We start from the raw sequence: 13149 nt of genomic DNA on the forward strand, positions 1-13149 counted from the left end.
ATGTTACGTATTGCCGACAAAACGTTTGATTCACATCTGTTCACCGGCACCGGAAAATTTGCTTCGTCGCAGCTGATGGTCGAGGCGATTCGCGCCTCCGGCAGCCAACTGGTGACGCTGGCGATGAAGCGCGTGGATTTGCGCCAGCACAACGATGCCATTCTGGCCCCACTTATCGAGGCGGGGGTGACGCTACTGCCTAACACCTCTGGGGCGAAAACCGCGGAAGAGGCTATTTTCGCCGCCCAGCTGGCGCGTGAAGCGCTGGGCACAAACTGGCTAAAATTAGAAATCCACCCGGACGCCCGTTGGCTATTGCCGGATCCGATTGAAACGTTAAAAGCCGCGGAAGCATTGGTGAAACAGGGCTTTGTGGTGCTGCCCTACTGCGGCGCGGATCCGGTGCTGTGTAAGCGGCTGGAAGAGGTCGGCTGCGCGGCGGTAATGCCGCTCGGCGCGCCCATCGGTTCTAATCAGGGACTGGAAACGAAAGCGATGCTGGAGATTATTATCCAACAGGCAACCGTACCGGTGGTGGTTGATGCGGGTATCGGCGTCCCCAGCCACGCCACACAGGCGCTGGAAATGGGTGCCGACGCAGTGCTGGTCAACACGGCAATCGCCGTGGCCGACTGCCCGGTCACGATGGCTACCGCCTTCCGTCTGGCGGTTGAAGCGGGCCTTCTGGCGCGCCAGGCGGTACCAGGAAGCAAAAGTTCGCAGGCAAGCGCCACCAGCCCGTTAACCGGATTCCTGGAGGCCTTCGTATGAAAACGTTCAGCGACCGCTGGCGCCAGCTTGACTGGGATGACATCCGCCTGCGTATCAACGGTAAAACCGCCGCTGACGTGGAGCACGCCCTCAACACTTCACAGCTTAGTCGCGACGATCTGATGGCGTTGCTCTCCCCTGCCGCCGCCGACTTTCTGGAGCCGTTGGCACAGCGAGCGCAGCGCCTGACCCGGCAGCGCTTCGGCAACACGGTCAGCTTTTATGTTCCGCTGTATCTCTCGAACCTTTGCGCCAACGACTGCACCTACTGCGGCTTTTCCATGAGCAACCGTATCAAACGCAAAACGCTGGACGAAGATGAGATAAAACGAGAGTGTACCGCTATCCGTGAGCTGGGTTTTGAGCATCTGTTGTTGGTCACCGGTGAACATCAGGCAAAAGTCGGAATGGATTACTTTCGTCGCCATTTGCCCACCATTCGCCGCCAGTTTGCCTCGTTGCAGATGGAAGTTCAGCCGCTGTCAGAGGCTGAATATGCGGAGCTGAAGATGCTGGGACTGGATGGCGTGATGGTGTATCAGGAGAGCTATCATGAGGCGATTTACGCTCGCCACCATCTGAAGGGGAAAAAGCAGGATTTCTTCTGGCGACTGGAAACGCCGGACAGGCTGGGCCGCGCAGGGATCGACAAAATCGGTCTTGGCGCGTTGATTGGTTTGTCCGACAGCTGGCGGGTCGATTGCTATATGGTGGCTGAACATCTGCTGTGGATGCAGCAGCATTACTGGCAGAGCCGCTACTCCATCTCCTTCCCTCGCCTGCGCCCATGCACCGGTGGCGTTGAACCCGCATCGATCATGGACGAGCGACAGTTGGTCCAAACCATTTGCGCGTTTCGTTTACTGGCGCCAGAAATTGAGCTGTCGCTCTCCACCCGCGAATCGCCATGGTTCCGTGATCATGTGATCCCGCTGGCGATCAACAACGTCAGCGCCTTCTCAAAAACACAGCCCGGCGGTTATGCCGATAACCATCCTGAACTGGAACAGTTCTCCCCACACGACGCCCGTCGCCCAGAAGCCGTTGCTGAAGCACTAATGGCGCAGGGGTTACAGCCCGTGTGGAAGGACTGGGACAGCTATCTGGGACGCGCTTCGCAGATGCCGTAAGTCCGGAGCAATCGCATAAAACGAAAAAACCCGCTTTCGCGGGTTTTTTCTTCACTGTCACTTAACTGCTCAGGCTCTGGCCTTCATCGCTATCGTAAGCATTAGTGAAATTATCGGCGATTACAGCGCGACAACGTTAACAGCAGACGGGCCTTTAGCGCCATTCTCCACAGAGAACTCCACTTTTTGACCTTCGTCTAATGTTTTAAAATCGTTACTCTGGATAGCAGAGAAATGCACAAACACGTCCTTGCTACCGTCCTGAGGAGTGATAAAGCCGAAGCCTTTCTCAGAGTTAAACCATTTTACTAAACCAGTCATTTTGTTAGACATAGATACTTCCTTTCATATTTTTGAGCCGCTTAAGCAGCGAAGATGGCCTGTTTTGCAGAAATTAACTTATGGGGCACTTAGGGAGGAGGCTCATGAAGAAGAGTATCTGAGGATAACGCTTGAACTGAGAACTGCTTTACTAAAACTGCTTTCATAAGGTCTGTGTATCAAACCGATGTCGCTATAGTAGACTTACTTCTAATCAATAAGCAAGCATTAATTTATTTAATAATCGATTAGCGCCGAAATGTTACACCATCGCGGTTGAGCATTTCAGGTAACAACTTGATCTAAAATGAACAAAAGCCCTGACCATTGCAGTCAGGGCTTTAAGTTACTACACACTTCAAATTTAACATTAATAAACTTAACGATTTAATACTGCTGATGGTACTACTTTAAAATGTACACGTTTACTACAGATAATATTGGATATTGATACTAACTAAAACCGTCCTCTATTTACCGTTAAACACATTCCAGCCGCTTGATAATTGAACTCAAGGCTGGTGACCTAAACAAGTACACTTCCCCTCGCGACATATACTCTTTGATGCGTTGCCTTATTTCCCTTGCGATAACCAGAAAACAGAAACCGCAAACATTTACTATTAAATCATGGCGTTACATCGTCGCGTTTTACTAACTATTTGCGATTAGATATATCAACTACGTGGCCTTAAAGCATTGTCGAGGTGAATAAATAGCGTTTTCAGCATCGACTATCCCATACAAAAATACTTCGTGGCCTTTATCGCAACCCCCAATCAAGCTCTACTAACACTTACTACGTTAACAGCAAACTACAATTTCTCCGCTGTTAAGTATTAACATACGGGTTTAAAAAACGCTGTCAATACTGTTTTTTATAACATGTCTTTATTAACAGTGATTATATATTCCTGCATATGATAAATGGGTCAACAATCGCCAACCCAGGGCCAGATCGTAGGGTTGAGCCTCTTTTTGTAACCGGTTTCAGAAAAAGTAACTTTCTTTGTGATGCCTTGCACACAATCGTTGCAAAGCAGTTGTTGCTGCGGCTGGCTCGCGATAATTATCACCCCACACATGTTGATCGAGACTGCTTATGAAAAACATCGTTTTATGCTGTGCCGCCGGAATGTCCACCAGCATGCTGGTGCAAAAGATGAAAGATGCCGCCCAGAAAAAAGGAGTCGACGTCACTATCAAAGCGGTCCCGGTGGCTGAGTTTGAAGAGAATATCGCCACTGCGGATATCGTATTGCTCGGCCCACAGGTTAAGTATGAACAGGCCAAGCTGCAGGCGCTCGCCGACCCGCTAGGAAAAAAAGTCGCCGTTATCGATATGATGGATTACGGCATGATGAAAGGCGATGCGGTACTGGACAACGCGCTGAAACTACTGGAGTGATGGCATGGAAGAGTTAGAAACGATCATCATGGAATTATTGGTAAACGCCGGAGCTGCGCGCAGTCAAGCCCTGACGGCGTTGCAACTGGCGCGTAAAGGTGATTTCGCCGGGGCAGAACACGCGATGATGGAATCACGCGAGTATGTTAAACAAGCGCATAAAATCCAAACCCAGCTGATCGGAATTGACGAAGGCACTGGCAAACTACCGGTTAATCTCATCACCGTCCATTCGCAGGACCACCTGATGAATGCCATGGTGATTCAGGATCTGGCAGGCGATATGATTGAACTGTATCGACGCTTACCGCCAGTAAACTGATCGGATGGCGTAAGCCGTAGGCCTCATAAGCCTGGCGTCATCATGCCGGATGGCAGCTGATGCCTTATCCGATCAACATAATACATCTTAAATCCATCGACATAAAAAAACCCGCAGAAGCGGGTTTTTTTATTAGCGTCAGCAACGATTAATCGTTGTCAGAACCGCCCAGGCCTGCGTTCAGCAGTTCTGCCAGGCTGGCAGACGCATCTTCAGCAGTCACCTGCGGAGCAGCTGGCAGTTCGCCCGCTGCGCGGCGGCGCATACGATCCTGGTGGTACGCATAACCGGTACCCGCCGGGATCAGACGACCCACGATAACGTTCTCTTTCAGACCGCGCAGTTCATCACGTTTACCTGCAACAGCGGCTTCGGTCAGGACACGCGTGGTTTCCTGGAACGATGCAGCAGAGATGAAGGACTCGGTCGCCAGAGACGCTTTGGTGATACCCAGCAGATCGCGGGAGAATGTTGCACCCACTTTGCCGTTCGCTTCCAGATCGCGGTTAGCAATCTTGACGCGGGAGTATTCAACCTGCTCGCCTTCCAGGAAGTCGGAGCTACCAGCGCTTTCGATGGTGGCTTTACGCAGCATCTGACGAACGATAACTTCGATGTGCTTATCGTTAATCTTAACGCCCTGCAGACGGTATACGTCCTGAACTTCGTTAACGATATAACGAGTTACAGCATGCACACCACGCAGACGCAGGATGTCGTGCGGCGCTTCCGGACCGTCGGAAACAACGTCACCACGTTCTACACGTTCACCTTCGAACACGTTGAGCTGACGCCATTTCGGAATCATCTCTTCGTACGGCTCGCTACCGTCTACCGGGGTGATAACCAGACGACGTTTACCTTTGGTTTCTTTACCGAAGGAAATGATGCCGCTGATTTCAGCCAGGATTGCCGGCTCTTTCGGACGACGTGCTTCGAACAGGTCCGCAACGCGCGGCAGACCACCGGTGATATCCTTGGTACCGCCGGATTCCTGCGGAACACGCGCCAGGGTGTCACCAGAACTGATCTGTACGCCATCTTCCAGCTGAACAATCGCTTTACCCGGCAGGAAGTACTGAGCAGGCATATCGGTGCCTGGGATCAGAACGTCGTTGCCCTGAGCATCAACAATTTTCAGTGCCGGACGCAGGTCTTTACCACCCGCAGTACGTTCTGCAGAATCCAGAACCACCAGAGAAGACAGACCGGTCAGCTCGTCGGTCTGACGAGTAATGGTCTGGCCGTCGATCATGTCAGTAAAGCGGACGAAACCACTCACTTCGGTGATAACCGGCATAGTGTGCGGATCCCAGTTCGCTACGGTTTCGCCGCCAGCAACCTGTTCGCCATCACCTTTCGCCATAACGGAGCCGTAAGGCACTTTATAGCTTTCTTTGGTACGGCCGAATTCGTCGATCAGTTTCAGTTCGGTGTTACGTGAGGTGATAACCAGTTTACCGCTGGAGTTAACAACCGACTTCGCATTGCTCAGACGGATGCTACCTTTGTTTTTCACCTGGATGCTGGATTCAGCAGCCGCACGAGATGCCGCACCACCGATGTGGAACGTACGCATCGTCAGCTGTGTACCCGGTTCACCGATGGACTGTGCCGCGATAACGCCGATTGCTTCACCTTTATTGATGATGTGGCCACGCGCCAGGTCACGACCATAGCAGTGCGCACATACACCAAAGTCGGTGTCACAGGATACAACGGAACGGACTTTGACGGAGTCAACGGAGTTCTCTTCCAGCAGGTCACACCACTGTTCGTGCAGCAGCGTGTTGCGTGGAACCAGAATATCCGCCGTACCCGGCTTCAGAACGTCTTCAGCAGTCACACGACCCAGAACGCGATCGCGCAGCGGTTCTTTAACGTCACCACCCTCGATAACCGGGGTCATGGTGATGCCTTCCAGCGTGCCGCAATCGTCTTCAGTAACAACCAAGTCCTGCGCGACGTCAACCAGACGACGAGTCAGATAACCGGAGTTCGCTGTTTTCAGTGCGGTATCCGCCAGACCTTTACGAGCACCGTGAGTAGAGATGAAGTACTGGAGTACGTTCAGACCTTCACGGAAGTTCGCGGTGATTGGCGTTTCGATGATGGAGCCATCTGGCTTAGCCATCAGACCACGCATACCGGCCAGCTGACGAATCTGTGCTGCAGAACCACGCGCACCGGAGTCGGCCATCATGTAGATGCTGTTGAAGGAAACCTGCTGCTCTTCTACGCCGTCACGGTTAATCACGGTTTCGGTTTGCAGGTTATCCATCATCGCTTTGGATACACGATCGTTCGCCGCAGCCCAGATATCGATAACTTTGTTATAGCGTTCGCCCGCGGTTACCAGACCAGACTGGAACTGCTCCTGGATCTCAGCAACTTCAGCTTCCGCTTCAGAGATGATCTCGTGTTTCTTCTCTGGGATGACCATGTCATCAATACCAACAGATGCACCTGAACGCGCTGCATAAGCAAAGCCGGTGTACATTGTCTGGTCAGCGAAGATAACCGTCGGCTTCAGGCCCAGAATGCGGTAACAGGTGTTCAGCATTTTGGAGATTGCTTTCTTGCCCAGCGCCTGGTTGACGATGGAGAAAGGCAGACCTTTCGGTACGATCATCCACAGAATGGCGCGACCAACGGTCGTGTCTTTCAGGCTGGTGTGCGCAACGAATTCGCCGTTTTCATCTTTTTCGTATTCAGTGATACGCACTTTAACGCGCGCATGCAGAGAGGCCAGACCTGCGCGATAGATACGCTCAGCTTCTTTCGGGCCAGTCAGCACCATGCCTTCGCCTTTGGCGTTAACACAGTCACGGGTCATGTAGTACAGACCCAATACAACGTCCTGAGACGGAACGATGATAGGTTCGCCGTTCGCCGGAGACAGGATGTTGTTGGTAGACATCATCAGCGCACGCGCTTCGAGCTGGGCTTCCAGCGTCAGCGGTACGTGAACAGCCATCTGGTCACCATCGAAGTCGGCGTTATATGCCGCACAAACCAGCGGGTGCAGCTGGATAGCTTTACCTTCGATCAGTACCGGTTCAAATGCCTGGATCCCCAGACGGTGCAGGGTTGGTGCACGGTTCAGCAGTACCGGGTGTTCGCGGATAACTTCGTCCAGGATATCCCAAACGACAGCTTCTTCACGCTCAACCATTTTCTTAGCGGCTTTGATGGTGGTGGCCAGGCCACGCAGTTCCAGCTTGCCGTAAATGAACGGTTTGAACAGTTCCAGTGCCATTTTCTTCGGCAGACCGCACTGATGCAGACGCAGGTATGGACCTACGGTGATTACAGAACGACCGGAGTAGTCAACACGCTTACCGAGCAGGTTCTGACGGAAACGACCCTGTTTACCTTTGATCATATCGGCCAAAGATTTCAGAGGACGTTTGTTAGAACCGGTGATCGCACGACCGCGACGACCGTTATCCAGCAGGGCGTCAACCGCTTCCTGCAGCATACGTTTTTCGTTACGTACGATGATGTCCGGCGCAGCCAGATCCAGCAGACGTTTCAGACGGTTGTTACGGTTGATCACGCGACGGTACAGATCGTTCAAATCTGATGTTGCGAAACGACCACCATCCAGCGGAACCAGCGGACGCAGATCTGGCGGCAGAACCGGCAGAACGGTCAGGATCATCCACTCTGGCTTGTTGCCAGACTGTACGAATGCTTCCAGCAGTTTGATACGTTTGGTCAGCTTCTTACGCTTGGTTTCGGAGTTGGTTTCGTTCAGCTCTTCGCGCAGAGTTTCGCACTCTTGCTCCAGATCCATGCTCTTCAGCAGGGCCTGGATTGCTTCCGCACCCATCTTCGCGTCGAATTCGTCACCGAACTCTTCCAGCGCGTCCAGATACTGCTCTTCAGTCAGGATCTGTTGACGTTCCAGGTTAGTCATACCGCCTTCGATAACCACATAAGATTCGAAGTACAGTACGCGTTCGATATCGCGCAGCGGCATATCGAGCAGCAGACCGATACGGGACGGCAGAGATTTCAGGAACCAGATGTGAGCGGTCGGAGACGCCAGCTCGATGTGGCCCATACGCTCACGGCGTACTTTAGTCTGGGTCACTTCAACGCCGCACTTCTCACAGATCACACCGCGGTGTTTCAGGCGCTTGTACTTACCGCACAGGCACTCATAGTCTTTTACCGGCCCAAAGATACGGGCGCAGAAAAGGCCGTCACGTTCAGGTTTGAACGTACGGTAGTTGATGGTTTCCGGCTTCTTAACTTCACCGAAAGACCATGAACGGATCATGTCTGGCGAGGCCAGAGCAATTTTGATCGCATCAAACTCTTCGGTTTTAGTCTGCGCTTTCAGAAACTTTAATAAATCTTTCACGGATTTGCTCCCGTCGGAGTTAGCACAATCTGGCGCTGGCTGTTACGCCAGCACCAGTGACCTGTTTGATCGAGAGTTACTCGTCTTCCAGCTCGATGTTGATACCCAGCGAACGAATCTCTTTCAACAGTACGTTGAAGGATTCCGGCATGCCTGGTTCCATCTGATGGTTGCCGTCCACGATGTTTTTATACATCTTAGTACGACCGTTCACGTCATCAGACTTAACGGTGAGCATTTCCTGCAGGGTGTATGCCGCGCCGTATGCTTCAAGCGCCCACACTTCCATCTCCCCGAAGCGCTGACCACCGAACTGAGCCTTACCACCCAGCGGCTGCTGAGTAACCAGGCTGTAAGAACCGGTAGAACGCGCATGCATCTTGTCATCAACCAAGTGGTTCAGTTTCAGCATGTACATGTAGCCAACGGTAACCTGGCGCTCGAACTGCTCACCGGTACGACCGTCGAACAGTGTGATCTGACCGGAAGTCGGCAGGCCACCCAGCTGTAACAGTTCCTTGATTTCAGACTCTTTCGCACCGTCGAACACCGGCGTTGCGATCGGCATACCTTTTTTCAGGTTTTCAGCCAGACGCAGAACTTCTTCATCGCTGAAGGTATTCAGGTCAACTTTCTGACGAACATCTGAACCCAGATCGTAAGCACGCTGGATGAATTCGCGCAGTTTCGCGACTTCCTGCTGCTGTTTCAGCATGGCGTTGATCTTATCGCCGATACCTTTCGCAGCCATACCCAGGTGGGTTTCAAGGATCTGACCGATGTTCATACGCGATGGTACGCCCAGCGGGTTCAGCACGATATCTACCGGCGTACCGTTAGCATCGTGTGGCATATCTTCGATCGGGTTGATCTTAGAGATTACACCCTTGTTACCGTGACGACCTGCCATCTTATCACCAGGCTGGATCCGACGTTTAACCGCCAGATAAACCTTAACAATCTTCAGCACGCCCGGTGCCAGATCGTCGCCCTGAGTGATTTTACGGCGTTTCGCTTCGAGTTTTTTCTCGAACTCGTGTTTCAGTTCGTCGTACTGCTCAGCCAGTTGTTCCAGCTGATTTTGTTTCTCTTCGTCGGTCAGGCCGAGTTCTAACCAGCGATCGCGCGGCAGTTTGTCGAGCTTCTCAGCTTCAACACCACCGGAAACCAGCACAGCGTAGATACGGCTGAACAGGCCAGCTTCGAGGATTTGCAGTTCTTCAGACAGGTCTTTTTTCGCCTGCTTCAGCTGCATCTCTTCGATTTCCAGCGCACGTTTGTCTTTTTCTACGCCATCGCGAGTAAAGACCTGAACGTCGATAATTGTACCGGAAACACCGTTTGGCACGCGCAGAGAAGAGTCTTTAACGTCAGACGCTTTCTCACCGAAGATCGCACGCAGCAGCTTCTCTTCTGGCGTCAGCTGGGTTTCACCTTTCGGCGTTACCTTACCAACCAGAATGTCGCCACCGGTTACTTCCGCGCCGATATAAACGATACCGGATTCATCCAGTTTGGAGAGCGCAGCTTCACCCACGTTCGGGATGTCAGCGGTGATCTCTTCCGGCCCCAGCTTGGTGTCACGGGACACACATGCCAGTTCCTGAATGTGGATGGTGGTGAAACGGTCTTCCTGGACAACACGCTCAGATACGAGGATGGAGTCTTCGAAGTTGTAACCATTCCATGGCATGAATGCCACGCGCATGTTCTGACCGAGCGCCAGTTCACCGAGGTCGGTGGACGGACCGTCTGCCAGCACATCACCACGTTCAACCGGCTCGCCCAGAGATACGCAAGGCATCTGGTTGATACAGGTGTTCTGGTTAGAACGGGTGTATTTGGTCAGGTTATAAATGTCGATACCTGCTTCGCCCGGGTACATCTCGTCTTCGTTAACTTTGATAACGATACGGGAAGCATCCACGTACTGGACGGTACCGCCACGTTTAGCAACCGCGGTAACACCGGAGTCAACGGCAACAGCACGTTCCATACCGGTACCAACCAGCGGCTTATCAGCACGCAGAGTCGGAACCGCCTGACGTTGCATGTTCGCACCCATCAATGCACGGTTGGCGTCATCGTGTTCCAGGAACGGGATCAGGGACGCACCGACGGATACCACCTGCTGAGTGGATACGTCCATGTAGTCAACCTGGTCACGGCTGAACAAGCTGGATTCGCCTTTGCTACGGCAGGTAACCAGATCTTCTACAAAGTGGCCTTCGTCATCCAGGTTGGAGTTCGCCTGAGCGATAACGTAGTTGCCTTCTTCGATAGCAGACAGGTAATGAATTTCGTCAGTTACAACACCGTCGGTCACTTTACGGTACGGAGTCTCGAGGAAGCCGTATTCGTTAGTCTGTGCGTACACAGACAAGGAGTTGATCAGACCAATGTTCGGACCTTCAGGCGTTTCGATTGGACATACGCGACCGTAGTGAGTCGGGTGTACGTCTCGAACTTCGAAGCCTGCGCGTTCACGGGTCAAACCGCCTGGGCCGAGTGCAGAGATACGACGTTTGTGCGTAATCTCAGACAGCGGGTTGTTCTGGTCCATAAACTGAGACAGCTGGCTGGAACCAAAGAACTCTTTCACTGCTGCAGAAATCGGCTTAGCGTTGATCATATCCTGAGGCATCAGGGTATCCAGATCGCCCAGAGACAGACGCTCTTTCACCGCACGCTCAACACGTACCAGGCCAACGCGGAACTGGTTTTCCGCCATTTCGCCTACGGAACGGATACGACGGTTACCGAGGTGGTCGATATCATCGACTTCGCCTTTACCGTTACGGATATCGATGAGCTTCTTCATCACTTCGATGATGTCGTCTTTGCTCAGGATACCGGAACCTTCGATTTCGTCGCGCAGCAGAGAACGGTTGAACTTCATACGACCAACCGCAGACAGGTCATAGCGGTCTTCGGAGAAGAACAGGTTCTCGAACAGGCTTTCAGCAGCTTCACGCGTCGGCGGCTCACCAGGGCGCATCATGCGGTAGATTTCTACCAGCGCGCTCAGACGATCGTTGGTTGGGTCGACGCGTACAGTTTCAGAAATGTACGGACCGTGGTCCAGATCGTTGGTGAACAGCGTTTCGATACGCTTGTGGCCAGACTGGCTCAGCTTAGCCAGCAGATCCAGACTCAGCTCCATGTTAGCTGCGCAGATCAGCTCGCCAGTAGATTCGTCAACGTAGTCTTTAGCCGCAACTTTACCAGCAATGTATTCAACCGGAACTTCGATATGTTTGATATCGTCTTTTTCCAGCTGGCGAATGTGGCGCGCAGTGATGCGACGGCCTTTTTCGACGTAGACTTTGCCGTTAGCTTCGATGTCAAAGGAGGCGGTTTCACCACGCAGGCGTTCCGGCACCAGTTCCATCTGCAGCTTGTTGTCACGAATTTCGAAAACAACTTTCTCAAAGAACAGGTCAAGGATCTGCTCAGTGCTGTAGTTCAGTGCACGCAGAATAATGGTCGCAGGCAGTTTACGGCGACGGTCAATACGTACGAACAGGTTGTCCTTCGGATCGAATTCGAAGTCCAGCCAGGAACCACGGTAAGGGATGATACGCGCGTTATACAGCACTTTACCCGAAGAGTGGGTTTTACCTTTGTCGGAGTCAAAGAAGACGCCAGGACTACGGTGCAGCTGAGAAACGATAACACGCTCAGTACCGTTGATAACAAAGGTACCGTTGTCTGTCATGAGCGGAATTTCGCCCATGTAGACTTCTTGTTCTTTAATGTCTTTTACGGTGCCTTCCGGCGCTTCGCGCTCGTAGATCACCAGGCGCAGTTTTACGCGCAGCGGTGCGGAATAGGTCACGCCACGGATCTGACATTCCTGAACGTCAAACACCGGTTCGCCAAGGCGGTAGCTGACGTATTGCAGCTCGGAATTACCGCTGTAGCTCTGAATCGGGAAAACGGAACGGAAAGCTGCTTCCAGACCATACTGCCCTTCAGGATCTTGCTCGATGAACTTCTGAAACGAGTCAAGCTGGATAGAAAGGAGATAAGGTATGTCCAACACTTGCGGACGTTTACCAAAATCCTTACGAATACGTTTTTTCTCGGTATAGGAGTAAACCATTAGGGTTCCTCAGCTCGCTGACAAGTCGACCCATCTGTCCGACGAAGGGACAGTTTGTGCAACACTATTTTGTTGACCGGAAAATCGAATACTTTCCGCAATGCCTGTTGCTATCACGCTTAAACCATTTCATTGCGATTTACACAGAACTGACGTTCTGTCGCAGTATATTAAGACGTCGATAGAAACAAGCATTGAAAGGCACAGCAGTAGTCAAACAGTGTGAAATGCTACTGGCGCCTTACAGCGCAAAAAGGCTGGTGACTAAAAAGTCACCAGCCATCAGCCTAATTTCTTAGGCTGCAACCAGAAAAGTTGGCTTATTTAACTTCAACTTCAGCGCCAGCTTCTTCCAGAGATTTTTTCAGTGCTTCTGCGTCGTCTTTGCTCACGCCTTCTTTCAGCGCAGCCGGTGCAGATTCTACCAGGTCTTTAGCTTCTTTCAGACCCAGGCCAGTTGCGCCACGTACTGCTTTGATAACAGCAACTTTGTTAGCGCCTGCAGCTTTCAGAATTACGTCGAATTCAGTTTTTTCTTCAGCAGCTTCAGCCGGGCCAGCAGCTACAGCTACAGCAGCAGCAGCAGAAACACCGAATTTTTCTTCCATTGCAGAAATCAGTTCTACAACGTCCATTACGGACATAGCGGATACTGCTTCAATGATTTGATCTTTAGTGATAGACATTTAAATTGTTCCTGAAAATCAGAATAAGTTTATA

At 51.9% G+C, this 13149-nt stretch carries 8 protein-coding genes; 4 read left to right on the forward strand and 4 right to left on the reverse strand.

Annotation, left to right across the window (positions count from 1 at the left end; all coding sequences use genetic code 11):
- Positions 1–771: a thiazole synthase gene (thiG, locus tag HV314_RS23765; RefSeq protein WP_137380804.1), complete on the forward strand. Its 771-nt coding sequence runs from the start codon at positions 1–3 to the stop codon at positions 769–771.
- Positions 768–1901, forward strand: a complete 1134-nt coding sequence (gene thiH, locus HV314_RS23770) for a 2-iminoacetate synthase ThiH (RefSeq protein WP_181546859.1) — start codon at positions 768–770, stop codon at positions 1899–1901. The genes thiG and thiH overlap by 4 nt, the downstream gene beginning before the upstream one ends.
- A 120-nt stretch (positions 1902–2021) precedes the next feature.
- On the opposite strand, the gene cspE is transcribed toward thiH, so the two are convergent.
- Positions 2022–2234, reverse strand: coding sequence for a transcription antiterminator/RNA stability regulator CspE (gene cspE, locus HV314_RS23775; RefSeq protein WP_016155304.1), 213 nt, complete (start codon positions 2232–2234; stop codon positions 2022–2024).
- 1090 nt (positions 2235–3324) lie between these two features.
- On the opposite strand from cspE, the gene HV314_RS23780 reads away from it, so the two are divergent.
- Both HV314_RS23780 and HV314_RS23785 read left to right on the forward strand, forming a co-directional pair.
- Positions 3325–3630 (forward strand): PTS sugar transporter subunit IIB, encoded by a 306-nt coding sequence (locus HV314_RS23780; protein ID WP_181546861.1) that lies wholly within the window; start codon positions 3325–3327, stop codon positions 3628–3630.
- A gap of 4 nt (positions 3631–3634) precedes the next feature.
- Positions 3635–3952, forward strand: a complete 318-nt coding sequence (locus HV314_RS23785) for a PTS lactose/cellobiose transporter subunit IIA (RefSeq protein WP_016155302.1) — start codon at positions 3635–3637, stop codon at positions 3950–3952.
- Between the two features lie 148 nt (positions 3953–4100).
- Here HV314_RS23785 and rpoC read toward each other — a convergent pair whose 3' ends face one another.
- The 3 genes from rpoC to rplL form a co-directional block, all read right to left on the reverse strand.
- Positions 4101–8324 (reverse strand): DNA-directed RNA polymerase subunit beta', encoded by a 4224-nt coding sequence (gene rpoC, locus HV314_RS23790; RefSeq protein WP_016155301.1) that lies wholly within the window; start codon positions 8322–8324, stop codon positions 4101–4103.
- Positions 8325–8400: 76 nt separating this feature from the next.
- Positions 8401–12429 (reverse strand): DNA-directed RNA polymerase subunit beta, encoded by a 4029-nt coding sequence (gene rpoB / locus HV314_RS23795; protein WP_181546863.1) that lies wholly within the window; start codon positions 12427–12429, stop codon positions 8401–8403.
- A 320-nt stretch (positions 12430–12749) separates the two neighbouring features.
- Positions 12750–13115, reverse strand: coding sequence for a 50S ribosomal protein L7/L12 (rplL, locus tag HV314_RS23800; RefSeq protein WP_000028882.1), 366 nt, complete (start codon positions 13113–13115; stop codon positions 12750–12752).
- Positions 13116–13149 lie beyond the last annotated feature (34 nt).

Source organism: Citrobacter sp. RHBSTW-00887, from assembly GCF_013728095.1.
Classification (GTDB): domain Bacteria; phylum Pseudomonadota; class Gammaproteobacteria; order Enterobacterales; family Enterobacteriaceae; genus Citrobacter; species Citrobacter braakii.